General features: G+C 69.2%; 25 protein-coding genes. 14 read left to right on the top strand and 11 right to left on the bottom strand.

Annotated features, from left to right (window positions below; all coding sequences use genetic code 11):
- Nucleotides 1–18: 18 nt before the first annotated feature.
- Nucleotides 19–723, bottom strand: coding sequence for a pyridoxamine 5'-phosphate oxidase (gene pdxH / locus ACFWUR_RS07835; RefSeq protein WP_378903635.1), 705 nt, complete (start codon nt 721–723; stop codon nt 19–21).
- 75 nt (nt 724–798) lie between these two features.
- Between pdxH and ACFWUR_RS07830 the strand changes: the two genes are divergently transcribed.
- Together ACFWUR_RS07830 and ACFWUR_RS07825 are read left to right on the top strand one after the other, a co-directional pair.
- A complete protein-coding gene (locus tag ACFWUR_RS07830; RefSeq protein ID WP_378903632.1) occupies nt 799–1,923 on the top strand; it encodes a citrate synthase 2 in 1,125 nt (374 codons plus the stop codon).
- A gap of 296 nt (nt 1,924–2,219) precedes the next feature.
- On the top strand, nt 2,220–2,951 hold the full coding sequence (locus ACFWUR_RS07825; protein ID WP_378903629.1) for a polysaccharide deacetylase family protein: 732 nt from the start codon (nt 2,220–2,222) through the stop codon (nt 2,949–2,951).
- Here ACFWUR_RS07825 and ACFWUR_RS07820 read toward each other — a convergent pair.
- Nucleotides 2,948–3,586: a hypothetical protein gene (locus tag ACFWUR_RS07820; protein ID WP_378903627.1), complete on the bottom strand. Its 639-nt coding sequence runs from the start codon at nt 3,584–3,586 to the stop codon at nt 2,948–2,950. The genes ACFWUR_RS07825 and ACFWUR_RS07820 overlap by 4 nt on opposite strands.
- Nucleotides 3,587–3,859: 273 nt before the next feature.
- On the opposite strand from ACFWUR_RS07820, the gene serC reads away from it, so the two are divergent.
- From serC to ACFWUR_RS07805, 3 genes are all read left to right on the top strand, one after another.
- The gene (gene serC / locus ACFWUR_RS07815) at nt 3,860–4,981 is read left to right on the top strand and encodes a phosphoserine transaminase (RefSeq protein WP_378903624.1); all 1,122 of its coding nucleotides are present in this window, start codon (nt 3,860–3,862) and stop codon (nt 4,979–4,981) included.
- A gap of 312 nt (nt 4,982–5,293) precedes the next feature.
- Nucleotides 5,294–6,313, top strand: a complete 1,020-nt coding sequence (sepH, locus tag ACFWUR_RS07810; RefSeq protein WP_378903621.1) for a septation protein SepH — start codon at nt 5,294–5,296, stop codon at nt 6,311–6,313.
- 110 nt (nt 6,314–6,423) lie between these two features.
- A complete protein-coding gene (locus ACFWUR_RS07805) occupies nt 6,424–7,161 on the top strand; it encodes a DUF6928 family protein (RefSeq protein ID WP_378903618.1) in 738 nt (245 codons plus the stop codon).
- Nucleotides 7,162–7,164: 3 nt separating this feature from the next.
- Here the strand turns inward: ACFWUR_RS07805 and ACFWUR_RS07800 are convergent, their stop codons facing one another.
- Together ACFWUR_RS07800 and ACFWUR_RS07795 are read right to left on the bottom strand one after the other, a co-directional pair.
- Complete coding sequence (locus ACFWUR_RS07800; RefSeq protein WP_378903615.1) at nt 7,165–7,464, bottom strand: DUF2537 domain-containing protein; 300 nt, start codon at nt 7,462–7,464, stop codon at nt 7,165–7,167.
- The gene (locus ACFWUR_RS07795; protein ID WP_378903612.1) at nt 7,461–8,264 is read right to left on the bottom strand and encodes a TrmH family RNA methyltransferase; all 804 of its coding nucleotides are present in this window, start codon (nt 8,262–8,264) and stop codon (nt 7,461–7,463) included. The genes ACFWUR_RS07800 and ACFWUR_RS07795 overlap by 4 nt, the downstream gene beginning before the upstream one ends.
- A gap of 25 nt (nt 8,265–8,289) precedes the next feature.
- Between ACFWUR_RS07795 and ACFWUR_RS07790 the strand changes: the two genes are divergently transcribed.
- Nucleotides 8,290–8,688, top strand: coding sequence for a YccF domain-containing protein (locus ACFWUR_RS07790; RefSeq protein ID WP_378903610.1), 399 nt, complete (start codon nt 8,290–8,292; stop codon nt 8,686–8,688).
- Here the strand turns inward: ACFWUR_RS07790 and ACFWUR_RS07785 are convergent, their stop codons facing one another.
- Entirely contained in the window at nt 8,689–9,126 is a 438-nt protein-coding gene (locus ACFWUR_RS07785) for a MarR family winged helix-turn-helix transcriptional regulator (protein WP_378903607.1), read from the bottom strand.
- A 62-nt stretch (nt 9,127–9,188) separates the two neighbouring features.
- Here ACFWUR_RS07785 and ACFWUR_RS07780 point away from each other — a divergent pair, with 62 nt between their 5' ends.
- Complete coding sequence (locus tag ACFWUR_RS07780; RefSeq protein ID WP_378903604.1) at nt 9,189–9,449, top strand: DUF2530 domain-containing protein; 261 nt, start codon at nt 9,189–9,191, stop codon at nt 9,447–9,449.
- Here ACFWUR_RS07780 and ACFWUR_RS07775 read toward each other — a convergent pair.
- Nucleotides 9,446–11,470, bottom strand: coding sequence for a neutral/alkaline ceramidase (locus tag ACFWUR_RS07775; RefSeq protein WP_378903601.1), 2,025 nt, complete (start codon nt 11,468–11,470; stop codon nt 9,446–9,448). The genes ACFWUR_RS07780 and ACFWUR_RS07775 overlap by 4 nt on opposite strands.
- A 118-nt stretch (nt 11,471–11,588) precedes the next feature.
- Between ACFWUR_RS07775 and ACFWUR_RS07770 the strand changes: the two genes are divergently transcribed.
- A complete protein-coding gene (locus tag ACFWUR_RS07770; protein WP_378903598.1) occupies nt 11,589–12,215 on the top strand; it encodes a TetR/AcrR family transcriptional regulator in 627 nt (208 codons plus the stop codon).
- A 5-nt stretch (nt 12,216–12,220) separates the two neighbouring features.
- Here the strand turns inward: ACFWUR_RS07770 and ACFWUR_RS07765 are convergent, their stop codons facing one another.
- Both ACFWUR_RS07765 and ACFWUR_RS07760 read right to left on the bottom strand, forming a co-directional pair.
- Complete coding sequence (locus ACFWUR_RS07765) at nt 12,221–15,421, bottom strand: sacsin N-terminal ATP-binding-like domain-containing protein (protein WP_378903595.1); 3,201 nt, start codon at nt 15,419–15,421, stop codon at nt 12,221–12,223.
- 44 nt (nt 15,422–15,465) lie between these two features.
- Nucleotides 15,466–16,881: a DUF3027 domain-containing protein gene (locus tag ACFWUR_RS07760; protein WP_378903592.1), complete on the bottom strand. Its 1,416-nt coding sequence runs from the start codon at nt 16,879–16,881 to the stop codon at nt 15,466–15,468.
- A 17-nt stretch (nt 16,882–16,898) separates the two neighbouring features.
- On the opposite strand from ACFWUR_RS07760, the gene ACFWUR_RS07755 reads away from it, so the two are divergent.
- From ACFWUR_RS07755 to ACFWUR_RS07745, 3 genes are all read left to right on the top strand, one after another.
- Nucleotides 16,899–17,675 (top strand): glutaminyl-peptide cyclotransferase, encoded by a 777-nt coding sequence (locus ACFWUR_RS07755; protein WP_378903589.1) that lies wholly within the window; start codon nt 16,899–16,901, stop codon nt 17,673–17,675.
- Nucleotides 17,676–17,743: 68 nt separating this feature from the next.
- On the top strand, nt 17,744–19,696 hold the full coding sequence (locus ACFWUR_RS07750; protein ID WP_378903586.1) for an MFS transporter: 1,953 nt from the start codon (nt 17,744–17,746) through the stop codon (nt 19,694–19,696).
- The gene (locus ACFWUR_RS07745; protein WP_378903583.1) at nt 19,693–20,223 is read left to right on the top strand and encodes a DUF2771 domain-containing protein; all 531 of its coding nucleotides are present in this window, start codon (nt 19,693–19,695) and stop codon (nt 20,221–20,223) included. Before ACFWUR_RS07750 ends, ACFWUR_RS07745 begins: the two co-directional genes overlap by 4 nt.
- Before the next feature lie 67 nt (nt 20,224–20,290).
- Here the strand turns inward: ACFWUR_RS07745 and ACFWUR_RS07740 are convergent, their stop codons facing one another.
- A complete protein-coding gene (locus ACFWUR_RS07740; RefSeq protein WP_378904173.1) occupies nt 20,291–20,716 on the bottom strand; it encodes a cold-shock protein in 426 nt (141 codons plus the stop codon).
- Nucleotides 20,717–20,877: 161 nt separating this feature from the next.
- On the opposite strand from ACFWUR_RS07740, the gene ACFWUR_RS07735 reads away from it, so the two are divergent.
- Together ACFWUR_RS07735 and ACFWUR_RS07730 are read left to right on the top strand one after the other, a co-directional pair.
- Nucleotides 20,878–21,114: a hypothetical protein gene (locus tag ACFWUR_RS07735; RefSeq protein ID WP_378903580.1), complete on the top strand. Its 237-nt coding sequence runs from the start codon at nt 20,878–20,880 to the stop codon at nt 21,112–21,114.
- Between the two features lie 373 nt (nt 21,115–21,487).
- On the top strand, nt 21,488–22,102 hold the full coding sequence (locus ACFWUR_RS07730) for a transglycosylase family protein (RefSeq protein WP_378903577.1): 615 nt from the start codon (nt 21,488–21,490) through the stop codon (nt 22,100–22,102).
- Nucleotides 22,103–22,167: 65 nt separating this feature from the next.
- Here the strand turns inward: ACFWUR_RS07730 and ACFWUR_RS07725 are convergent, their stop codons facing one another.
- Nucleotides 22,168–22,359, bottom strand: coding sequence for a hypothetical protein (locus ACFWUR_RS07725; RefSeq protein WP_378903574.1), 192 nt, complete (start codon nt 22,357–22,359; stop codon nt 22,168–22,170).
- Between the two features lie 140 nt (nt 22,360–22,499).
- Between ACFWUR_RS07725 and ACFWUR_RS07720 the strand changes: the two genes are divergently transcribed.
- Complete coding sequence (locus ACFWUR_RS07720; RefSeq protein WP_378903571.1) at nt 22,500–24,791, top strand: helicase-associated domain-containing protein; 2,292 nt, start codon at nt 22,500–22,502, stop codon at nt 24,789–24,791.
- A 4-nt stretch (nt 24,792–24,795) separates the two neighbouring features.
- On the opposite strand, the gene ACFWUR_RS07715 is transcribed toward ACFWUR_RS07720, so the two are convergent.
- Complete coding sequence (locus ACFWUR_RS07715) at nt 24,796–25,296, bottom strand: hypothetical protein (RefSeq protein ID WP_378903568.1); 501 nt, start codon at nt 25,294–25,296, stop codon at nt 24,796–24,798.
- Between the last annotated feature and the right edge of the window lie 52 nt (nt 25,297–25,348).

Genomic DNA, 25,348 nt, shown 5'->3' with positions numbered 1-25,348 from the left:
GACTTGGCCCACCGTCCGCTACGGCTGCAACCGTTCCACCGCTGTGCGCTGCCCGTCGATGCGCACCACGATCCGGTTGTGCAGCCTGCCGTGCCTGCCCTGCCAGAACTCCACCTCGTCGGGGCGCAGCAGGTAACCGCCCCAGAACGGCGGCACCGGGATGTCGTCGACATCGGCGAACCGTGCCGTCGTCTCGGCCAGCGCGCGATCGAGGTCGGCGCGCGAGGACACCGGCCGCGACTGCTGCGAGGCCCACGCACCCAGGCGCGACTCCCGCGGCCGCGACGCCCAGTAGGCCGCGGTCACCTCGGCGGACACCCGCTCGGTCACGCCGCGCACGTGCACCTGCCTGGCGAGCGCGGGCCAGACGAAACTCGCCGCCGCGTACGGGTCGGCCGCGAGTTGGGCGCCCTTGGCCGAGTCGTAGTTCGTGTAGAAGGTGACGCCTTCGGGCGAGAGCCCTTTGCACAGCACCGTGCGCGCGACCGGTCGCGGCGCGGGGCCGGTCAGCGAGACCGTGGCCAGCACCATCGCGTTGGGCTCGGCGACTCCGGCACCTCTGGCCTGCTCGATCCAGCTGCGCAGCAACGGTTCCCAGCCACCGGACACCCAGGTCTCGTCGAGATCGGTGTCGTCGACCGCGACGATCAGGGGATTGCCGTAGTCGACACGCATCGCGGCGAGGTCGGGCGCGGCAGTCGAGGCGGGGTCCAGGTCACGCATAGGGGCGAGATTACTCCGCGGTATGTCCGGGTCTAGGGTTCAGAAATATCGCATGCCCCTGCAAGGAGAGTCACCATGACTACCAGCTCGGTACCACAGGATTTCGTCAGCGGATTGGAAGGCGTGGTGGCCTTCACCACCGACATCGCCGAGCCGGACAAGGACGGTGGCGCCCTGCGATATCGGGGCGTCGATATTCAGGATCTGGTCGCCGACCGGGTGACCTTCGGTGACGTGTGGGCCCTGCTGGTCGACGGTGAGTTCGGTCGCGGCCTGCCGCCCGCCGAGCCGTTCCCGCTGCCGGTGCACACCGGCGACGTGCGCGTCGACGTGCAGGCCGGCCTGGCCATGCTCGCCCCGATCTGGGGCTACGAGCCGCTGCTCGACATCGACGACGAGACCGCCCGCGAGAACCTCGCCCGCGCCTCGGTGATGGCGTTGTCGTATGTGGCGCAGTCCGCGCGCGGCATCTATCAGCCCGCCGTTCCGCAGCGCGAGATCGACGAGTGCGACACCGTCACCGAGCGGTTCATGACCCGCTGGAAGGGTGACCCTGAACCGCGCCACACCGAGGCGATCGACGCCTACTGGGTGTCGGCGGCCGAGCACGGCATGAACGCCTCCACCTTCACCGCCCGCGTGATCGCCTCCACCGGCGCCGACGTGGCGGCGTCGCTGTCGGGTGCGATCGGCGCCATGTCCGGCCCGCTGCACGGTGGCGCCCCCGCGCGCGTGCTGCCGATGATCGAGGCCGTCGAGAAGTCCGGCGACGCGCGTGCGCTGGTCAAGGGCATCCTGGACCGCAAAGAGAAGCTGATGGGCTTCGGCCACCGCGTGTACCGCGCAGAGGACCCGCGCGCCCGCGTGCTTCGCGCCACCGCCCAGCGCCTCGACGCCCCGCGCTTCGAGGTGGCCGCCGCGCTGGAGCAGGCCGCACTGGCCGAACTGCGCGAGCGTCGCCCCGACCGCGCCATCGAAACCAACGTCGAGTTCTGGGCCGCGGTCATCCTCGACTTCGCCGAGGTCCCGGCCCACATGATGCCCGCGATGTTCACCTGTGGTCGCACCGCCGGTTGGTGCGCCCACATCCTCGAGCAGAAGCAGCTGGGCAAGCTCGTCCGCCCCGCCGCCATCTACACCGGCCCCGGCCCGCGCACCCCGAACGAAGTTCCGGGCTGGTCCACCATCTCGCAGCACTGAGTCGTCGAACCGGGCGCCGGATCTCCGGCGCCCGGTTCACTCTCAGCTACTCGCCGTCCCTCGGGACCGACCTGCGCGCCTGTGTCCGGCGTGCGCCGGGATCGAATCGGCGATAACATCTCAGCGAACAGGTTCGTCGGGGGTGGGTTGTGGACAGCAATCGTTTGTCGCGGCGTCGACTGTTCGGTGCGGGCGCCGCTCTCGCGGCCGGATTCGCCACGGGATGTGCTGCCGCACAGGGTGATTCGATAGCACGGGATGCGACGGGCCACGCACCCGCGGAACCGGCGACGTCAGTGACCGCACAACCGATCGCCACCCCACAGGCCGCGCCTCCCCTCTCCCCCACCCAGGTGGCGGCCCGGCACGCAGGCGCGATCCCACATCGGTGGGGCGTCGACCTGCCCGGCATCGCCAGCAGCTTCCCCACCGGCGGCACACAGTTCGCGCTCACCTTCGATGCGTGCGGTGGGCCCGGCAACAGCGATATCGACCAGGCGCTGATCGATGTGCTGGTCGCCGAGCAGGTGCCCGCGACGCTGTTTCTCAACAAGCGGTGGGTCGATGCCGATCCGGATCGTGTGCTTCGACTTGCCGCGAATCCGCTGTTCGAGTTGGCCAATCACGGCTCCGCGCACAAACCGCTCTCGGTCTCGGGTCGTTCCGCGTATCGGATCGCGGGCACCGCTTCGGCCGAGGAGGCCGCCTACGAGGTGTGGGAAAACCACCAGCGGCTCACCGAGCTCACCGGTCGCGCACCGCGCTTCTTTCGCACCGGCACCGCCCACTACGACGAGGTGGCGGTCGCGATCGTCAACGAATTGGGCGAGACCCCATTGGGTTTCACCGTGAACGCCGACTTCGGGGCGACCGCCTCAGCGGCTCAGGTCCGGCGCGCGATGAGCGCGGCCGCTCCCGGTGGCATCGCCCTGGCCCACATGCACCGCCCGCGATCCGGTACCGCGGCGGGCATGGCAGCCGCACTCCCGGCCCTGCGCGCGGTCGGCTTCACCTTCGTCCACCTCTAGCGAGTCAGCGCGGCGAAGTCGAGGGCGACAGAAGCCCCCCGGTCGACGGTGAAGAAGGCCGCCGCCAACCGCGTCCCGAGTTCGAGCTGACCGATCGCGGCCAACGGCACCGGCTGGATCAACCGCACCCGCCACGGCAACGGCTCGTCCCAGGCCCGCATCTCCAGATCGAGCCGGAGCACCGGATCATCGCGCCCGGTGTAGTCGGCGGCGATCGGCGCCACCGCGAGCACCGTCGCCTCGGCCCGCCGTCCGTTCGCCAGAATCTTCGCCGCCGCCTTACGCCCCGACTCCGGCACCTCGGGCACGAACAGCACCACCCGCTCCCGATCCCCCGGATCGACCCGACACCCCACCACGTCGCCGGTCTGCATCCACTCCAGGTCCTGGCTACGCACCCGCTGCCGCACCCGCGCGTCATATGCCAGCTCCCCAGGCACCGAAACCCGCACGCTGAACCGGTACCCGCCTTCCCCCCGCCGGGTCCGCACCGAAAGTACGCTCGCCTCCGCGGGCAACCCCCTGATCAGTAGTTCCCGCCGAGCCCCCTCGGACAACAACCCCGGCCGTCGCCCGAACACCCACACCCACCGGTCGAGCAAGGTCCGACCAGAGTCGACCGCGACAAGGCTCATAGCGAGAGCGTAGTGCGAACGCCTTTCGCACAAGGGCAAATTCCCCGCACTCACCACACCACGAAGGGGGATGCACCACCTGGGGACAACTCACAACACCCGCGTTTCGCCTACCGCCTCTCGACCCTCGGTCGATACCGAACACCGAACACACTCCGACGGCGCCGGTGCCCCGCAGCGACGTTCGATCCACCGAAACCGATACCGCGTGTCCTGCCTCACAGCACTACCCACCCCGAACAGCCCTCACCCCGCACCACTAAACTCACCCCCATGACCAGTGCGTTCCCGACCATTCCCGCCGACCTCAAGCCCGCCGACGGACGGTTCGGCTGCGGCCCGTCCAAGGTCCGTCCGGAGCAACTGCAGTCCCTGGTGACTGTCGGCGCCTCGGTGTTCGGTACCTCGCATCGCCAGAAGCCGGTCAAGGACGTGGTCGCCCGCGTGCGCAACGGCCTGCGTGAGCTGTTCTCCCTGCCCGACGGCTACGAGGTGGTACTCGGCAACGGTGGCACCACCGCGTTCTGGGATGCCGCCGCCTTCGGGCTGATCCGCGAGCGTTCGCTGCACCTGACCAACGGCGAGTTCTCCTCGAAGTTCGCCTCGGTCGCCAAGGGCAACCCCTTCATCGGTGACCCGATCGTCGTCAAGGCCGAGCCGGGCAGCGCGCCCGAGCCCGTGTCGGACCCCTCGGTCGACCTCATCGGCTGGGCGCAGAACGAGACCTCCACCGGCGTTTCCATCCCGGTGTCGCGTCCGGTCGGTTCGGAGAACGCCCTGATCGCCATCGACGCCACCTCGGGCGCGGGCGGTCTGCCGGTGAACATCGCCGACTCCGACGTGTACTACTTCGCCCCGCAGAAGTGCTTCGCCGCCGACGGTGGCCTGTGGATCGCGATCATGAGCCCGGCCGCGCTGGCCCGCGTCGCCGAGATCAAGGAATCGGGTCGCTGGACCCCGGAGTTCCTGTCGCTGCCGATCGCGGTCGACAACTCCTCCAAGGACCAGACCTACAACACCCCGGCGCTGGCCACCCTGCTGCTGTTCGCCGATCAGATCGAGTGGATGAACACCAACGGCGGCCTCGACTGGACCGTGAAGCGCACCCTGGATTCGTCTTCGCGCCTGTACACGTGGGCCGAGTCGAGCTCGTTCGCCACCCCGTACGTGTCGGACCCGGCGCACCGCTCGCAGGTCGTGGGCACCATCGACTTCGACGACGCCGTCGACGCCGCCCAGGTGGCCAAGATCCTGCGCGCCAACGGCATCGTCGACACCGAGCCCTACCGCAAGCTGGGCCGTAACCAGCTGCGGGTCGGCATGTTCCCGGCGATCGATCCGGAAGATGTTTCGCAGCTGACTCGTTCGATCGACTGGGTCGTCGGTCAGCTCTGAGATAAGACCGACATCGGGCCGGTGTGCGGTGAACCCTTTCGGTTCACCGCACACCGGCTCTTCTTTGCCGCGACTGCATACATTCGCAATATTCGCCGTGTTTCGACAGATCTCGGTATCGATATTTGATGTTGATCTATCACCAAAACCCCTGTACACAAGTGGGATTCGTGCGGTGAGCCGATCAGATTAGCCCCCTGGGCAGCCTTGGCGCGCGATTTAAGTCGTGCGTGTCTGCTGCGGCGGCCAAGTAATGTGCACTACTGTCTAGGAAAGTGGGCGGTGTCGTAGCCGACGCGATAGGGAGGTAACGTGCGTGAACTTCGAGTGATCGGGGTGACGCCCGACTCCACCCACATCGTCTGCAGCGACACCGAGTCCGGCACCAAGTTCCGGTTGCCCGCCGACGACAAGCTCCGCGCGGCGGCGCGCGGCGACCTCGCACGATTCGGCCAGATCGAGATCGAAACGGAGGCGACTATGCGTCCTCGCGATATCCAGGCCCGTATTCGCGCTGGAGCGTCCGTCGAGCAGGTCACGACGGAGTCCGGGATGCCGGAATCCAAAGTCGAACGATTCGCCTACCCCGTCTTGCTCGAGCGCGCTCGCGCCGCCGAATTGGCACAGAAGGCACACCCGGTGCGGCCCGACGGCCCCTCGGTGGAAACGCTGCACGAGATCGTCACCGCGGCCTTCGCCGAGCGTGGCCACACCATCGAGCAGGCCGAGTGGGACGCCTGGAAAGACGAAAAGGGTTTCTGGGTCGCCCAATTGCAGTGGCGACACGGGCACTCCGAGATCGCGGCGCACTGGCGCTACCAGCCCGACGCGCACGGCGGTTCGGTATCGCCGCTCGACGATCCGGCCACCGATCTGATCGATCCCGACTTCGGCCGCTCGCTGCGTGGCCTGGCCACGATCCTGCCCACGCCGGTTCCGGCCGCGTCGCCGGTGATCGAATCGCCGATCCCGGTGGAGCCGCGTCCGCGCGAGCACGCCACGCCCACGGCTCGGCCGCAGAGTCGTCCGGCGCCGAACGTGGACGAGTACTACGAACAGCGTCAGGTCGCGGCAGGCGGTGGAACGGCGGCGATTCCGACCGCACCGATCCCCGCGGCGCCGGTTCCCGCTGCCGCCGCTCCGAAGCCCGCTACCCCGATGCCCGCGGTACCCACTGCGCCGACTCAGCCCGCGGCGCAACAGGACAAGCCCGTCGCGGAGGAACCGGTAGCCGACAAGCCCGCACCGAAGCCCGCGCGCACCAAGCGCGGCAAGGCTCCCATGCCGTCGTGGGAAGACGTCTTACTCGGCGTCCGCAGCTCCGGAAACTGAGCCGCCTGTCCGGGTTGCAGCCGGACCCCGATTGCGGGACAGGCGACATCGGCGCCCGGCGGTTCGAGTGGAGTCGGCTCAGGTGATTCGGCCTGGATGGGAGGTGGCTCATGGTGGCGGCTTCTACACTCTGGTACGTCGATATGCCCGATCCGGTCGCTGTGCTGACGGGAAACGTCGAGTCCGATCCCGTCGCGGCGGCGGCGTTGGCCGGGCAGTTGTATGCCGACCACGACGTTCGCCCGCACATGGTCGGCACGCTGAGCGGGTGTGCGGCGCCGGATCGTGACGAGGTCTACATCGGGTGCTACCCCGGGTTGACCGTGGTGTGTACGGCCGAGGCCGCGCTGGTGCGACCGACGAAACTACCCGATCTGCTGGTGCGGCCACTGGCTTCCGACCACACCTACCTGGTGTCCTTCGATACGACACTGCACTGGGGTGCGTTCGCGCATTGGGAGCGCGGCGAATTCCGGCGGTCGTTCAGTTCCACCCGCGTGGACATTCTCGAGAACGAAGGGCTGCCGATGGTGTGGGAGCGGACGTTCTGGGCGGGTGAGCATCCGGTGCCGTGGCGGGGCACCGATCATCCCGAACCGCAGTCGCTGCCCTTCGATCCGCCCGATTTCGCCGACGCGGCCAATGCCGAATGGCTCGGTTTCCGCTACCTGACCCCGCCCGGACCTGGCCGGCTCGCCCCTGGCGACCTGGCGGTCTGCGGATTCACGCTGTATCCGAAAGGCCAGGCGCCGGAGCAGAAACGCGCGATGGCCGATCGCCCCGGCGCGGCGACACGGCGCAAGCGCGGGCTGCTCGGGTGGCTGCGTGGTACCGATCGGGTGCTGTGAACCTCAGCTGACCTCGTAGACGATCACAGCGATCCAGCCGAGTACCACCGCGGCGGCCGCACCGGCCAGCACCCACCGCACCACCGGCGTGAACCGCCACCGCCACGCCGTCGGCGCCACCCCGACGGCCGCCACCACGTTCACCGCGATCGCCAGCAGCGGGTCGACCGCGGCCAGCGCACAGCCGAAGGCATACACCGCGACCCCGCCGAGCAGGGCGACCAGCACGGCAACGGTGCCGCCCGCCGCCCACGGCACCGAATCCACCTGCGCCCGATACGGTCCCTCGCACTCCTGGCTCATGACGTGCGCACTCGTTCGTAGAACGCCATCGCCGCGGCGGTCGCGACATTGAGCGAATCGGTGCCGGGCGACATCGGGATGCGCGCGCGGATATCGGTGGCGCGCATGGCCTCTTCGGTCAAGCCGGGCCCTTCGGCGCCGAGCAGCAGCGCCACCCGCTCCCCCGTCATCGCCGTCGCCAGATTCACCGCCTCGGGATTCGGCGTCAACGCGATGATCTGGAAACCCTTGTTCCGCAGCAGGTCAAGGCTTTCCGGCCACTGCGGCAGTTGCGCGAACGGCACCCGCAGCACATGCCCCATCGACACCCGAACCGCTCGCCGATAGAGCGGATCGGCGCACCGGTCGCCGAACAGCACCGCGTCCGCGCCCAGCCCCGCCGCGTTGCGGAACATCGACCCCAGGTTCTCGTGATCGTTGACGCCCTCCAGCACCGCGACCGTGCGCGCACCCTCGAGCACCTCCTCGACGGTCAAGCCCGCTGGACGCGGCGCGACGGCCAATACGCCACGATTGAGATGGAATCCGACCACCTCGGCCATCACCTCCGCGCTCGCGCGGTAGTACGGAAGATCGCGATCGGCGAGATCATCGGCGAGGGTCTCCAGCCGCTTCCCGACCCCGAGCAGGGCATTCGGCGCGAAACGCGAGTCGAGCATCCGCTGGACGACCACTACGCCCTCGGCGATGACCAGGCCCTTGCGCCCCGGCAGGTCCGGCCTGCGGTCGGCATTGGACAGGTCACGGAAGTCGTCGACGCGCGGGTCGGTGGGGTCGTCGATATCGATCACTTCGGCCACCGATCAATCCTGGCATGCTGGAAGCATGAAGATTGTCCAGTTGATCTTGAACGTGCTCTGGGTGCTGCTGTGCGGGTTCTGGATGGCACTGGGGTACCTGTTCGCAGCACTGATCTGCTTCATCCTGATCATCACCATCCCCTTCGGGATCGCCTCCCTCCGGCTCGCGGGGTACGTGCTCTGGCCGTTCGGTCGCACGGTGGTGGACAAACCGAGCGCGGGCGCGGGCTCGCTGGTCGGCAATGTGATCTGGTTCGTCTTCGCGGGGTGGTGGCTGGCGTTGGGCCACGTGTTCACCAGCATCGCGCTCGCGGTGACGATCATCGGCCTGCCGTTCGCCTGGGCGAACCTCAAGCTGGTGCCGCTGTCGCTGTTCCCGCTCGGCCATGACGTGGTCTCGGCCGACGCGGTGCGAGCGAACTGATCACTCCGATTCGGCAACGATCTGGTTCATGATCCCGACGGCTTCCCCGAGCACCGCGATCTGCTCGGGGCGCAGGCCGGCGAGCTGACCGGTCATCCACACCTCGCGGGCATTGGTCTCGTCGGCGATCAGCGCGCGCCCGGCGGGCGAGAGCGAGACGATGATCTGTCTGCCGTCGGTCGGGTGCGGGCGCCGTTGGACCAGGTCCAGGTCGGAGAGCGAGGCGATAACCCTGGTCATCGACGGTGGTTGCACGCGTTCTTTGCCTGCCAGCGCGCCGGGCGTCATCGCGCCATCACGAGCCAGCGTCGCCAGAGCCGACAGCTGAGTAAGCGAGATCTGCGCATCGGAACGGCGTCCGCGCAGGTGTCTCGTGAGCCGCACGACGGCCAGTGAAAGGTCACCGGCCAGGGCACGGACGTCCGATGGCGTTGTCACAGTGCAGAACTCTACGGTAAATCCGGCTGTGCTGACCGGTTTCACACAGCTACTGTTTGGGTATGGATGCCGGACCTGTCAGTCGCGAGATCCCTCAGCTGCCCCGAGTCCTGGTCGATCCGCGCCCCGTGGTGCTTGGCGGCTTCGCCCTGTGGGCCATCGCGACCGTGATCGTGTGGGTGAACGCGAGCTGGGCCGATGCCCGTCCGGTGTGCCTGATGGGGCTCGTTGTGGGCGTGCTGGGATCCTCGATCTACCTCGCGCAGCGGCGTTCCGCGCGACGCGGTGACAAGGGCGCTCAGGTGGGGCTCGGCTCCGGCTAGCTCACATCGAATTCGGCGCTGGTCCCGGTGACGGGGCGAAGCGTGCCGTCGGCACCGAGCACGTCGACGTAGTGCACGAATCGGTGCACGCCCCGTTCGGCCGTCGCGGGGACATCCCAGGTGAAGCGGGCGATCGAGACAGCGGCGCCTTCTTTTCGCCAGTGGAAACGGACGTCCCATTCACCTTCGTTGGCCACCCGTGCCCAGCCCGCGGCGGTCTGGCGCTGCACGTGCAAGAAGGTGTCGCCGCGGCGCGGATTGTGTTTCGGGTGGGCCGAGACGAACTCGACGCTCACCTGCTCGCCTCGACGACACGACGTCGGCTGGACCAGGACGTCGCCGAACGCGCGGCCTTGCGGGGTCGCGTCGGGTCCCGGCGCGGTGGCGAAGTTCGGTTGCAGCGCGGACACATCACGCGGCGCCGGTCCGCGACCGACCGGCGCTCCCGCGACGAACGCCTGGGCCAACCTGGTGAATTCCTGCACATACCCGCACAGGGTGTAGCGGCCGAACAGCGTCGAGGCGCCCTCGTAGTGCTGGGCGTCGTATTCCTCGTGCGTGGTGACGTATTCGTGATAGCTGTTCGTGTAACCCTGCAGGAGCACCTGGTCCAGTTCGACACCGAGCACCGCTGCCACCGCGCGACGCACGCGCAGTCCGGCGACGATCGTGAATTCCGCGCCGGCGGCGGCCAGATACAGGTCACCGATGCGAATCAGCTGGATCGGGACCACATTCGGCACCCACGCCACCGGCGGCATCAGTCCGAGCGGGGCGAAGATCGCCTTGGGTGCCTGGGCGTCGGCGAGCCAGGCGGGGTGTGGATGGTCGATGCCGCCGAGGAAGTCGATCATCGGATTGCGCACGCCTTCGGAGATCGGGCCGCCGGGCAGGCCGGGCCCGTCCTCGACACTGCCCGCCGCCAGGGAGACCCCCGCCGCGGCCGGTGAGGTGCGTCGCGGGGCGCCGTCGGGGGTGAAGCGGCCGTCGATCGCGAGATCGGCGAGATCGATGTAGCACAGCATCGACGCCACCTCGGCCTGCTGCGCGATCGCCTGTGCCGCGGCCTCTTTCGAGGCCCGGTGCTGGCGTTCGCCGAGGATCCTGGTGTTGTCGAACTCGTCGGTGGTCGGTCCGTTGCCGGGGGTGAGGCCGAGGTTGGGCGACATGTCACCGGCGTTGGTCTGCGCGAAGGCCGCGATGAAGTCGGCGCCGTCGAGGTGGCGGACGCCGTGTTCGAGGTGCTCGGCGGCGTAGCTGGCGTAACCCTTGTTGTCGGAGCTGATCAGGCGGTTCGCGTTGGTCATCGACGTGTTGTGGGTGGCGAACCAGGTGAGCGCACCGACCTGGCGCCCCTGCCTGGCGAACACCAGCGAGGTGACCGCGGGGTCGATCGCGTCGGGGAAGACCGCACGATCGGCGGCCGGATTGCGGTCGAAGGCCACGCGCGAGCGGTTCACGCTGGCGTCGTGCAGTTGCGCGCGGCCCAAGGTGATGGCGCCGGGCGCGAAGTCCGCGTCGGCCGCGACGATCGCCTCCACGATGCCGTCGACCTCGGCGTCGAAGACCTGCTGCTGAAATCCGAGTGTCGCCAACGTGTAGGCGTAGTCGTGCGCGGAACCGCCACAACTGGCGTGGGTGTGGGTGGAGGTGAGCACGACATTTCGCTCGGTGTATCGATCACCGAAACGGCGGGCGAGCGCGAGCAGCACCGCGCCGTGCACCGAGCCGAACACGGCGCCGTTCTCCACCGCGACGAAGGCGATTCGATTTCCGCGCGCACCGATCACGAAAGCGCGAGCACGCGGGCGCAGATGAATTCCCGCCGTGGCCTGTTCGAGTTGGGAGTAGCCCATCATGCCGCATTCCGCGGCCGGGCCCGTGAGGTCGGCGATACCGATTCCGAATTCGAATCCATCCGGATTCGCGTGTGCGACCGACATTCTCGAGCTCGTGATGACGGGCAACGCGGCGGCACTCAGTGCCGAGGCAGCGAGCACAGCGCGGCGGGACAGGGACATCGGGAGACTCCTTCGCAACTTCCATTTCGGAGACAACCACATCAACTGGTCAAATGTCCAGCATTTTCTGGCGGACCGGCGAATTGACTGTTCGTGGCGTGAGCGCTTAACTCGCACAGTGTCCTCCCGATTGAGCGTCGAAGAACGACGAGCCCACCTGATCGAGGCTGCGATCGGCCTCGCCGAGAAAAAGGGCGTGGCGGGCGTGACCACGCGCGATGTCGCCCAGGCGGCGGGCGTCTCGCTGGGTGTGGTGCATTACTGTTTCGAAAACAAGGACGCGCTGATGACCGAGCTGGTCAAAGCGCTCTCCATGGAATTGCGCGATTCCGTGGACGCCGACGAATCGGTATGGGAAGACGCCGGAACAGGAAAAGAAGCACTTCAGAAATTGGTGCGCCGCGGTTTGGAACTGATGTGGCGCAACATCGAAGCCACTCCCGAACGGCAGTTGCTCACCTACGAGACCACCACCTACGCGCTGCGCGAGGGCGAGTCGACACCGGCCAAACTGGCGATCGCCCGCGAGCAGTACGGGTTCAACGACAACACCGTCGCCGATGTGATCGACCAATGCAGCGGGGCGACCGATACGCGGTGGAAGACACCGGTCACGACGCTGAGCCGGTTCATGCTCAATGTGATCGACGGAATCGTGCTGCGGTGGCTGGTCGACGACGACAGTGAGTCCGTGCAGGTTCAGCTCGATCTGCTCGCCGAGATGATCGCGGCGCACGCGGACTAGGTCCGCTAGCCCAGCGGCGCCTGGACGTGGACGACGTTGCCCTCGCACCACCACGGGACGCGGACGGTGCCCGAGATCGCGCCGCGCAGATGTACTTCGAGGGTCTCGTGCAGAACCAGTTCACCGGTCACGTCCTGTGGTGACCACAGCTGGCGCAGCACCACACCCAACGGTTCCGCGGCCCAGCTGCTTCGTCGGCCGGTGCCCAGCACCTCGGCGCTGATCTCCTCCGAGACCAGCGGTAGATCGAGCAGCGTGGCCAGGGCATCGGCGTGTGCCGGGTCGCCGACGACGAGACGGCGCGGTGGAACGACCAGACCGAAGCAGGGCTGGTCGAGAACCATGGCCGTGCTCGCGTCGACGACGTCGCCGGACAGCGCGCGTACCTGGTCCGGCAGGTCGAGTTCGCGCGGATCGAGAGCGCCGGTGGCGACCGCGGCGGACAGCCGGGTATTGGTACGGGCGATCACCTCGGGGGCAACGGTCTTCGACGGATCGGCGAGCGCGTCGAGCAGTTCCTCGGCCAGCGCGGCGGACATGACGTCCGGCCGGACGAGAACGGGACGCAAGGCGTCGAGGTCGGCGCCTTCGATGCCGTCCACCGCGAAAGTGGGCAGAAGTCCGGCGAATTCGTTGTCGTCGGGATGGTGGAGTCGCCCCAGCGGGATGCCGTCGATGTGAGCGTGCCGGTGCAGCCACCAGGCGGTGTAGCCGTCGCGATCGGTGAGCAGCGCACGGGTGCGCGGCTCGGACAGCATGTGGCGCAACGCTTGCGGCCAACGGTCCTCGTCGACGAGGTCGAGGTCGCGAATCGCGGCGAGTTCGCGGGGATCCTCGGAAAGGCTGTTCCACCACGCCTGTTCGTCGTCGAGGTCGTGGTCGGGGCCGATCGGATCGGGATCGGTGAGCACCGCGAAACCCCAGCCGACACCGATCGCGCGCAAGGCTCGCTCGCCGTACTCGGCGACGGCGGACTCGGCGATGGTGCGCAAGGGCGCGTCGGGCGACAGGACTTCGGCCAGCGGCGCACCGGGAAGAAGCAGCTCGTCGGCGGGGCTCAGTTCGCCGGTGTGGTCGGGCAATTCGAGTAGGCCGAGCCAGGCGGGCAGTGCACCGGCCGACGCGTAGGGCGCCAGTTGGAGAACCGCGGCGACCGTGTCCGGGTCGGCCGGATCGTGCTCGAGCAGGTCGTGCAGAGCCGGATCGGTGAGCAGGTCGTCGGCGCTCGCGCTACGAGCCCCCAACCGGCCCAGGAGCGGGTGCGTGGCATCCGGGTGAACCAGGCGCGCCCAATGCACCGGCACCGCCACCGTGAGCTGATCATCGAGCACCACCGTCCGCGGGCCGGTCACCAACCGCCCGTCGGTCAACGGCACAGCAAGCGCACCGAATTCCTCGGCGGTCCTGGTGTCGACGACGAACGGTTCCAGGGCGGCGTAGAACCGCCGCCACCACCGTGGTTCGCGGTGCAGGCCGCTCGACAGCTCGGCCACCGCGGCGGGCCCGAGCCGATGGACATCGAGGACCGCCAGCTTGTCCTGACCAGCGCGGCCCGACAGCTCCGGAATCACCAGTGGCCCGGTGATCTCGACCAGAATGTCCGCCGATTCCGGGGTGAGATCGGGAAATACGCTCGCTCGACTCGGCGTGCTGCACGGCGAGTCCGCTCCGGCCGGCCGGTACGGGGCCGCGGCTTCCGATGCGAAGGGGTCGGGGTGGTCGCCGGTGTTCGGTGCGGTCTCGCCCGGACCGAACGTCGTGGCCCGGTAGGAGCCGTCGCTACCGGATTCATCCGCGGCGAGGAGGTCCATGAGGTCTGGCACGCCTCGGCTGACCGGCGCGGATTCGCCGGAGGCGGCGAGGCCGTGAGGGTCGCCGGACGCTGCCGACTCGATGGTCGTGCTGCCCGACCCGGCACGGTGCGGTGTGGGTTCGCCGGAATCCATGGCGTCCCAAGGATCTGCTCCGGCGTCGCGAGCGGCACAGACCGGGAGCCAGGGGTTGGTGCGCAGCTCGGTGATCAGAGCTTCGCGCAGGAGAGCGTCGGCCTCGCTGCGGGCGAAGCCAGGGGTGGGCACCAGGACCAGGCGGTCGCGAGGCGGCAGGGCACGGGCGAAATCGGCGTAACCCGCTGCCAATGCGGCAAGGCGCGCACCGGGGAGGAGGCGGCGGCGGTCGGGTTGCATGGGGATGTCGGCGACCAGGATCGCGGGGAGGGAGAGTTCCTCGTCGGATCGGGTGGGGGCGCGCAGGACGTCCGGGGCCGTGGCGACGGGGCGGCCCTCGCGCAGGGGGATCAGCCAGCGGGCCATGGGGGTGCGGTACTGCCACCATGTTCGGCGCTTTCCGGACGGGAGGGTGATCACCAGCTGGGAGAGGGTGCCTGCCTGGTCGGCGGCCACGCCGGCGGTGGAGGTGACAGCGGCCTCGTCGACGTCCGGGTCGCCCGCGACGGCGGCGGCCTGGCCAGGAGCGGAGGCGACAGCAGAGGTGGCTGCGGCGGAGGTGTCGCTCGCCGATGCGGCGTCGCGACGAATATCGTCTGCCGGTCGGGTGCTGGTGGCGAGAACGGTTGTCTTACTGGTGAATTCGTCGGATTCGATGCGGATGCGCTGTAGGGCGGGCAGTTCCAGGAGAAGGTCGGGCGCTTCGGCGCGCATGGCGTCGAGAAGGGTGGCCGCGTCGATGTCGTCGCGCAGGTGAACGACTATTTCGGTGTCGGCGCCCGGGAGGGGGGTGGTCGGCACGGGCCAGGCGAGTCGCAGGACCGGGGGTTCGGTCGCGGTCGGGGCGTCGGGAACGGCGATGCCCGCGTCGTGCAGGTCGTTCAGCGTCGCCACGCGGGAGAAGCGGATGGATCCGGTCGTCGAGCGGACCTCGATCTCGTCGCCGACCGAACGCACCGCGGTGAAGCCCACGCCGAAGCGACCCACCTGGGTGGCGTCGGCCTTTCCGGAGGCACGCAGTGCCGTCAGCGCGTGCACACCGGAAACGTCCAGCGGCGCACCGGTATTGGCCACGTGCAAACGCCCGTCGAGCACCCGCACGATCACCTCGCCCGCGACACCGGCCTTCGCCGCGGCGTCGGCCGCGTTCTGCGCGAGCTCGGTGAGCAAGCGATCCCGGTAGCCCGAGGCCACCAGGTCGGCCTCGCCGGCGCTGTCCTCACGCAGCCGCGTCGGCGAATCCCGCCACGCGGCAAGCACTCCGGCACGCAGCTGCGCGGTGCCGAACGGGTCTCCCGCTCCGTTCAGCGCGGCACCGACGATCCGTGCTCACTCAGATCCGTCGCTTCGCCCGGTTCCTCACCACTGCCCGCCGAAGCCGCCTCGCCTTCCGCGGGTACAGCTGCGGCCGAGGACTCGGTCTGGGTATCCGACACGCCATCGGCCGCAGTCGCGACCTCGCCGGACGCCGCGTCCGAAACGCCTTCGGCCTCCGGTGCGCTCTCGGCGGCCGGCGTGTTGTCAGCACCGAGGTCGGCCGCACCGACGGGTTCAACCGCAACGGCGGGTTCGGCTGCAACGGCGGGTTCGGCCGCGACAGTCTCGGCGTCCGCGGCGAACTCGGCGGTGACGACCTTGTCGGCGGACTCGGGCAGTGCGCCCTCGGCCAGCGCCGCGCGCTCGGCGTCCACCGCGGCGAGTGCCACGGCCTCGGCGGTTTCCTGCTTGTCGCCCGCCTGCTCGGCCGCGGCCTCGCCGACCGCGGTCAGCGAGTCGGCGGGATCGGTCGTGGAGTCCGTGGGGCCCGCGGCGATCGTTTCGGCCGCGACTTGCACGACCTCGATCGCCGGGTCGGCGGATGTCTCGGCGACAACCTCCACGACCACCGCCGCGGCATCGACGGAATCGGCCACGGCTGCCGGGTCGGCGGTCACCTCGGGCGCGACCTCGTCGATCGCCTTCTCGACCGCGGGTCGGACGATGTCGACGAAATCCACCGCGTGGTCGTCGAACGCCTCGTACAACGGCGATCCGTTTCCACTGGGGGCGACCACGTCGGAGTGGGCACCGCAGCCGTAGGCGATGTGGACCACATGCCCGTCGGCGCCCATCGCGTTGCCGCAGACACCGAAGGACTCACGCAGGGCACCGGCCAACGGCAGGTAGAAGCCGCACATGCCGCAGGCAGCGGGGGCGGCCTTGGCCATCTCGGTGTCGGGCCCGAACTCGGTGAACCAGCGCTGGGCGGCATCGGCGCGGCCTTCGACACTGAGCACCTGGACGCGGCCGAGGCCGACCTCGCGGGCCACCTCGTCGACCACCGGGTCGCCGGTGGCGACGTAGCCGGGGACCAGCCGGGGATCGTCGGTGGAGGTGGCGAGCAGGTCGCCGGGGCCGAGATCGCCGGGGCGGACCCGCTGATCCCACGGGATGAAATCGGGGGCGATCAGGGCGTCGAGGGCAGGCAGCAACGCCGACTCACTCACCGTCGCGTGGTCGGCGCCCGGGGGCGCGGCGACCACGACGGCCCACTGCCAGCCGCGGTAGCCGGGCAGGGTCGCCTCGAACCGGTGGGTGGCCGCGGTGTCGTCCTCGGCGCTCACCCCCAGATGGACTCCTACCCCGTCAGGTTCCAACGCGACGAGCGCGCGACGTGCCACCTCGGCCGCGTCGGCCAGGACGGGACGCACGCCGGACTCCGAAACAGATACTGCGCTCACGGCATACATTTTGCCGTATGAAGTGCAATCGCAGTTCGTTGGCCGTCGCAGTGCTGGTCAGTGTGCTCGGCGCGGGGGCTTGTAGCGGACCCACAGAGCCCGATCCGCCGCGGTTGCGAGTGGAGGTGATCGGCTCGTCACCGCACGATCCACAGGCCTTCACCCAGGGCCTGGAGGTGGTCGACGGCATCCGCTACGAGAGCACCGGAATGTGGGGCGTGTCGACCGCGCGGGCCACCGACCAGCGCACGGGCACCGAAACAGCCCGCGTGCGGCTGCCGGGCAGGCTGTTCGGCGAGGGCATGACCAGGGCGGGCGCGATCGTCTGGCAGCTGACCTGGCAGGACGGCTTCGCCATCGCCCGCGACCCGGTGACCCTCGCCGAAACCGGTCGCGCCGACTACACGGGTGAGGGCTGGGGTCTGTGCGCACAGCCGCACCGGCTGGTGATGAGCGACGGCACCGACACGCTCACCTTCCGCGACCCGGTGACCTTCGCGCAGACCGGCGCGGTGACCCTGTCCGGTTACCGCGATCCCCAGCCGAACGAGCTCGACTGCGCCGAGGACGGCACGGTCTACGCCAACAACTACCCGTCGGACGAGATACTGCACATCGATCCCGAGACCGGCCGGATTCTCGCGGTGATCGACGCAGCGGGGCTGCTCACGCCCGCCGAGCGACAGGGCACCGATGTGCTCAACGGCATCGCGCAACTGCCCGGCACCGACCGCTTCCTGCTCACCGGCAAATACTGGCCGCGCATGTTCGAAGTGCGATTCGTGGGGAAATAACACGGTGTGGCCGACATAGCCGAGCCGCGAGTGAACACGCACAGCTCGAGTGGGACAGAATTGGAGTCGTGACTACGCCCCGCGAACCATCCGGTCCAGACCGTGGTCGCCGGGACGGTACCGCCGCCGACCCGCACCCCGGCTACGGGCAGTACCCGCCGCGCGCACCGCGCAAGGTCTTCCCCCGGCCCGAACGGCCGCTGCCCGCCGAGCCGCCGACGGTCCGGTCGAAAAGCCTGTTCCGCCGACACCGCCCCGTCGACCCGGGCGCCCCGACCACTCCTGTCCGGAGCGGGGGCCCCTTCGGCCGCGTGCCGGACGAGCATTCGACGAGTCGGCAGGTTCCGCCGTTCGACGAGCAGGCCCGGCCCGGCCCGCGCACCGACCGAGGACGACCGGTCCCGCCGCGCGACGAGCACCCGCACGGGCGACAGTCTCCGCTCGTCGACGAGCGCAAACGTCCGTCCCCACCTCGCGACGAATCTTCACAAGGGCCCCCGGCCGGTGAGCACGGTCGACACGACGACCTCGGCCCGGACGGCACCCGGCCCTTCCCGCGCGACGAGGGCGCCGACGACCCGGCCAATCAACGAGTCCCCCGAAAACTGACCGTCACCCGCGTAGCCGCCATGCGTAGTCGCGAACTCACCGAACGCGGCATCGCGACCTTCCAGCGCGCCGCCAAGGCCGACGGCGCCGACCAATCCGGCCTGACCGCGCTCACCTACGCCACCATGGCGAACTTCGCGCTCGACGCCGCGATCGCCGTCGCCTTGGCCAACACCTTGTTCTTCGCCAGCGCCACCGCCGAATCCAAAACCAAGGTGGCCCTCTACCTGCTGATCACCATCGCCCCGTTCGCCCTGATCGCGCCGCTGATCGGCCCGCTGCTGGACCGGCTGCAACGCGGTCGCAGGCTGGCCTTGGCGACGACGTTCGCCCTGCGCGCGGGTTTCGCGCTGCTGCTGATCTTCAATATCGACACGTGGGGCCTGTACCCGCTGGCGCTGTGCATGATGGTGGGCTCGAAATCGTTCGCGGTACTCAAGAGCGCGGTGACCCCGCGCGTGCTGCCACCGGATATCGACCTGGTCCGCACCAATTCCCGGCTGACCGTCTTCGGCCTGGTCGGCGGCACGATCGGCGCGGGCGCGCTGGCCGCACTCGTCGCCCTGATCGCCGGCTCCACGGGCGCGCTGATCTTCGCCACCGGCATCGCGATCGCGGGCGCGTATCTCAGTGTGCGCATTCCGCGCTGGGTCGAGGTGACCGAGGGCGAGGTCCCCGCCACGCTGACCTATCACGGGCCCGACGCGCACACCGAGGTCATCGAACGTGGTCAGCCGTCCTCGGTGCCGCCACGGAAACGGCGCCAGCCGCTGGGCCGAGCCGTGGTCACCGGGCTGTGGGGCAACGGTTCGATCCGCGTGCTCACCGGCTTCCTCACCTTCTACATCGCCTTCGTCGCCAAGGGATCGGGCGGGAGCCCCACCGAACAGGCGGCGATGCTGGGCGTGGTCGGCGCGGCGGCGGCCGTCGGTAACTTCGGTGGGAACGCGACCGGCGCCCGCCTGCAGTTGGGCAGGCCGTCGCCGGTGGTGCTCGGCTGCACGGGCGCGTGCGCGGTGGTCGCGCTGTTCGCCGCGTTCACCGGGAATCTGTTCGGCGCCACGGTCGCGGCCCTGGTGGCCTCGGCGGCCAGTGCGCTGGCGAAGGTGTCCCTCGACGCCGCCATCCAGGACGACCTCCCCCCGGAGTCGATCGCGTCCGGCTTCGGCCGTTCGGAGACGGTGCTGCAGTTGAGCTGGGTCATCGGCGGGGCGGCCGGTGTGCTGATGCCGATCGAGTACTGGAAGGGTTTCGCGTTGATCAGCGTGATCCTGCTGGCCGGACTGCTCCAGACGTTCGTCAGCTACACCGGGCACTCGCTGCTGCCTGGCCTGGGCGGCAATCGCCCCCAGCACGTCGAGCAGGAAGTGCCCAACATCCATCCGAGAGGGACAGGAGACCCCACCTGGTGAGCAAGCTCAACGCTCGAACGATCGTCGCGCTGGTCGCGGCCGGACTGTTCGCCGTCGTCGCGGTGACCGCGGGGCTGGTCGCCCTCGCGGTGTCGAAGGCGCCCGCGCACAGTCCGAAGCTCACCGCGTACGCACACGGCAAGACCATCACCGTCGATCCGTTCATGTACTGCACGGTCAGGATGGAGGACTGCCGATACGGCGAGACCGCGCCGCTGGTGGTCCCCGTCGGTGACCCCGTGCAGCTGTCGCTGCCCGACGCGGTCTCCGACTCCCCCTGGCTCATCCAGCTGATCTACCAGCGCCCCAGCGGCGAACAGCTGGACCGGGTCCTCAGCTTCGCCGACTACCCCGACCGCGCCAGGGCACTCACCATCGAGTCGAAGCCGGAACCCGACCTGCGTCTGATCGGCATCGAGGTGCAGCTGCCGATTCTGGCCCGCGACATCGCCACCGGCGTCGAAACCTATGTTCCGCACGCCGCCTGGTCGATCGTCACCCTGGAGCCCGAGCCCCGCAAGACCTGAGATCGCCGAGCCGTGAACGAGACCGGCCCCGAACGAGATTCGTTCGGGGCCGGTCGCTTGTCACATGTCAGTGATCGAGTTCGCGAGCCACGGCCCGCACCACCTCGGAAATACGCTGGGACATCTTGCGATCCGGGTACTTTCCCCGGCGCAGATCCGGCTGAACAGTGCTCTCCAGCAGCGTGATCATGTCCTCGACCAGCCCGTGCAGTTCGTCGGGCGACTTGCGCGGGCCCGCGTCCTTGCGCGCGGGCGTCTGCCCACGGTCACGATCGCGAACGACGGTCGGCGGCGCCTCGAGCACCGTGACGCTGAGCGCCTGCGGGCCACGGCGGCCTGCCGCCATGCCGAACTCGACGCGCTGTCCGGGCTTGAGTCCCTCGACGCCCTCGGGCAGCGCGGACGAGCGCACATAGACGTCCTCGCCCTCGTCTTGAGACAGGAAGCCGAAGCCCTTCTCGACGTCGTACCACTTCACCCGACCGGTCGGCACTGCGCTCACCCGTTCATCATTCGGCACCCGCGCCCTTGTGGCCCGGGTTACACATTTCTGCTTGTCGCAAAAGAACGCGCCCCACAACAAGGCAGGACGCGATGTGCTCAGAGTCTACCCCGGTGGCTATAACGCGAGCACACCAGTTTTACGGTGCACCGGTGACGAACTCACCCGATCCGGCCTCGACCGGTCCGCGACGCTCCGGCGATCGCCTGCTGCACGTGGCTCTCGTTCTGTTCGGAGTCGGAATCCTGGCGGTGATCGCGATCTTCGTGACGCCGATCGTGTCCGACGGTGATCCGGGGCTGTGGCTGTACGGCCTGGCGATGCTCGCACCGCTGGGCTTCCTGCTCGCGATCGTCTTCGCGCTGCGGTCGGGCCGACGCGCACGTTGACGCATCAACCGATTACCCCGCGAAATGCCTTCCTAATAAACCTGTGATCTTCATCACATAACGGTGTGGTCACGAAGTGAGCGCACAGCCGTCGCGCACATTCGCCACCGCGACTACCTGCGCGGACACATCAGGGATCACCCTGAGATGACCCCGAGACCCCCCGGGACCCGCCGGTTACCAAATAGTGACATTCACCGCCGACCGTCGTACCGTTTCTCTCAGCCGGGGTAACCCCCGGAACCACCGGCCCGCCGCACCGAACCTCACCCCGCGGGTACCGGACCCCGATTGGAAACAAGGGATGAGGGCGGACCGGGAGACCTCTCAGTCCGGGCCACATGCAGGTGCGAACGAGAGGAAGAAACCCGATATGAGTGGACGCCACCGCAAGCCGACTTCCACCGGGCGCACTGCTGCCAAGGTCGCCGTCACCGGCGCGATCTTCGGCACCGCAGCCGCAGCCCTCGCCGGAAACGCCAGCGCGGCCCCCGACTCCGACTGGGATCGCCTCGCACAGTGTGAAGCCGGCGGCAACTGGGGCATCAACACCGGCAACGGCTACCAGGGTGGGCTGCAGTTCTCGCCCTCCACCTGGAACGCACACGGCGGTGGCGAATACGCCGCTTCCGCCAACCAGGCCACCCGCGAACAGCAGATCGTGGTCGCCGAAAAGGTTCTCGCTTCCCAGGGTTGGGGCGCTTGGCCGTCTTGCTCGTCCAAGTTGGGCCTGAGCAGCGGACCGTCCGAGCGTGTCGCCCCCTCCACCACCCCGAGCTGGGTTCCGGAGATCAATGTCCCGCAGGTGCAGGCCGATCCGAGCGCGGAAGTGTTCTCGGCCGTCGACCGCGCCCTCACCGTCGTGCAGCAGCAGGGCATCGCCGTGCCGCAGCAGGCTCTCGACCTCGTCAACTCCGCCAAGGGTTCTCAGCTGGACCCGGCCGTGATCGACTTCTTCCAGGCGAACAAGGGTCTGCTGCCCTCCTGATCGCTCGCATACACAACAAGAGCCCGCATCCTCGAGGATGCGGGCTCTTGTCTTTCTCGTCCGAATTACACCCGGTTGATGGTGGTCTGGGGGTGCACGTACGGCAGCGTCGCGGCCGGGACGGGAAACACGGTGTCCTCACCGAAAGGCGAGAGATTACCGGCGCGGGTCGACGACAGTTCGGTCACGGCGTGCTCGCCGTCGGCCACCTCGGGCCAGCCGTTGTCGACATAGGGTTTCTTCGATTTGTTCACCACCGGCTCATTCTGGCATATGCGACGCGGCGACCATCAGTGGCTGGCGTCGCTGTTCTGCTCCGGCGCACCGACAACGGTCGGTCGCCCTCGAACCTTCGCCGGTCCAGATCGCCGCGGCCGAGAACTGTAGGCTCGATCGGATGATCGCGACGGACTCTCTCGCCGATTGGCTCGGTGCGCGCACCGATGCCCAACTGGTGAAATTGCTGCAGTTGCGGCCCGACCTGGCGGTGCCGCTGCCTGCGTCGATGTCGGTGCTCGCGGTGCGCGCCCAACAGCGCGCGTCGGTGTTGCGTGCCGCCGACGATCTCACCACGCTCGAGTTCGCGATCATCGAGGCGCTCACGGCCAATGAGGACGCCCGCACGATCGGCACCGAGCTCACGCCGTTGACCCGCGCCACCCTGCACGCCCAGCTCGCGGATCGCGTCACCAAGACCGCGTTCACCGCCGCGCTGACCCGGCTGCTCGACCGCGCCCTCGTCTGGCAGATCGGTGACGATCTGGACCTGACACCCAGTGCCGCCGAAGCCCTCCCCTGGCCGCTGGGCGCCACGACGGCGATCCCCGACGCCCTCACCGAGCCCGAGGTGACCGCCGCGCTGGCCACCGCGAGCCCGCCCGAACGCGCGCTGCTGGACAAACTCGCCGCCACCGGCCCCCGCGGCCGCACCAGGGACGCCGCGCCCGCCACCGACCCCGACCGCCCGGTGCCGCGTCTGCTCGCCGCCCGGCTGCTGCACTGGGTCGACGACGAGACCGTGGAGTTGCCCGTCACCGTCGGCCAGGTTCTGCGCGGCGAGCCCGTCACCGACCCGCACGCGCTCGCCCCGCCCAAACCCGCACTCGCCAAGAACTCCCCCACCGAAGTGAACGCCGTCGGTGCGGGCGAAGTCGGTGAGCTGCTGCGCGACGCCGCCGATGTGATCGACGCGCTCGGCAAGCTGCCCGCCCCCGCCCTGCGCGCCGGCGGACTCGGCGTGCGCGAACTGCGCCGACTGACCAAACAGACCGGCATCGACGAACAACGCACCGGCCTGCTGCTGGAATTGCTGGCCGCCGCGAAACTCGTCGAGAAGGGCCTGCCCGAACCGACCCCCGATCTCGACTCCACCGACGATTTCTGGGCCCCGACCCCCGCCGCGGATTCCTGGCTCGACGCCCCACCCGCGACCCGCTGGGTGACCCTCGCGCAGGCGTGGTTGGAGCTGGATCGGATGCCGTGGATGATCGGGATGCGCGACGCCGCCGACAAGCCGATCGCCGCGCTGTCGGCAGAGCTGCGCGTACCCCACGCGGTGCGCGACCGGGTGGCGATCCTCGGCCTGCTCGCCGAGTACCCGACCGGCACCGCACCGACTCCCGCCGACATCGGCAAAATCCTGGCCTGGCGAATGCCGCGCCGCCGCAGGCACTTCCGCCTCGAAGCCGTCACCGCGACCCTCGCCGAGGCAGCGGTCGTCGGCCTGCTCGGCCGCGGCGCCCTCGACTCCGCCGCCAGGGCCCTGCTGCACGGCTCGGTCGCCGACGCCGAATCCGAAATGGCCACCGCACTGCCGAAACCGGTCGACCACGTCCTGGTCCAGGCCGACCTGACGGTCATCGCCCCCGGGCCGCTCGTTCCGGAACTGCGCAGCAAGATCGCCCTGGTAGCCGACGTCGAATCAGCGGGCGCCGCGACGGTGTACCGAGTCGTCGATGCCACGGTCCGTCGCGCCCTCGACGCCGGACTCACCGCCGCCGAACTGCACGCCCTGTTCGCCACCCACTCCCGCACCCCGGTCCCGCAGTCGCTGACCTACCTCATCGACGACGTGGCCCGCCGCCACGGCCAGCTCCGTGTGGGGATGGCCCAGTCCTTCCTCCGCAGCGACGACCCGGCCCTACTGGCGCAGGTGCTGGCCGCCCCCGTCGCCGAGACGCTGGCCCTGCGCGCGATCGCCCCCACCGTGGCGATCGCCCTTGCCCCCCTGGCCGAAATGCTCGACCAGCTCCGCAAGGCGGGCTTCGCCCCCGCGGGCGAGGATTCCGGCGGCGCCATCGTCGACCTCCGTCCCCGCGGTGCCAGGATCTCCGTGCGGCCCCTGGCCCGCAGGCCCTACCGCCCCACTCCCCCCAACGACGACCAGGTCGCCCAACTCGTCACCGAACTCCGCGCCGGCGAACGGGCCGCGGGCGCTCGCACCGGCCGCTCGGTCCGCACCGACGGCACCCGGACCGGCACGGCCGCGACCCTCGCCCTGCTCCAATTGGCAGCGCGCGTGGGCCGGCCGGTGAACATCGGCTACGTGGACGCCCAGGGTGTGGCCACCCAGCGCGTGGTCGAACCGCTCCGTGTGGGCAACGGCCAACTGGACGCGGTCGACCCCGTCAGCGGGGCCACCCGCCACTTCACCCTGCACAGAATCGCGTCGGTGGCCCTGCTCGACTGAGCCCCTACGGCTTCGCCATGCAAAAAGTCGTCGCGGGATCGGCGACGGTGCGGAACTGCGTGGCGTCCGCTCCGCACAGCAACTCGTCCATCTCCCCGTCGATCCGCTTGACCACCTTGAACGACGCTTCGGGCGCAGTGCAGGCCACAGCCTCGGCAGGCCGCTTCCCCGCGTCGGCGTAACAGCTGCCCTCGGCGAAGTTCGGAGCCAGGCACAGCGAGTTCTTCGCATCCCCGACAGTGCCGTTGAACACGGCGTTCTCGGCAGCGCAGTCCGCCCCCACCTCGACGATCCGGTAACTGGACTTCGCCGAGGAGCAGTCGCCCACGGTCGCCTTCATCGCGTCGGCGGCGTTGTCGCTGACCTCCACACACGAGCCCACCGCGACAGCCCCGGCCGACGACGAGTCATCGGACGAGCACGAGACCACGGCCCCGACCAGCGCCATCGCGGCCACCGGTCCGAGCACGATCCGCGCCAATAGTCGCTTCTCTGGGAAAATCACTGAAAACCTCACTCACCGAACGGTTCAGGGCGTACACAACCGCCGGTGACGA

It is taken from the genome of Nocardia sp. NPDC058633, from assembly GCF_042717045.1.
GTDB lineage: Bacteria > Actinomycetota > Actinomycetes > Mycobacteriales > Mycobacteriaceae > Nocardia.
This window is presented reverse-complemented; position numbering and strand designations above follow the sequence as displayed.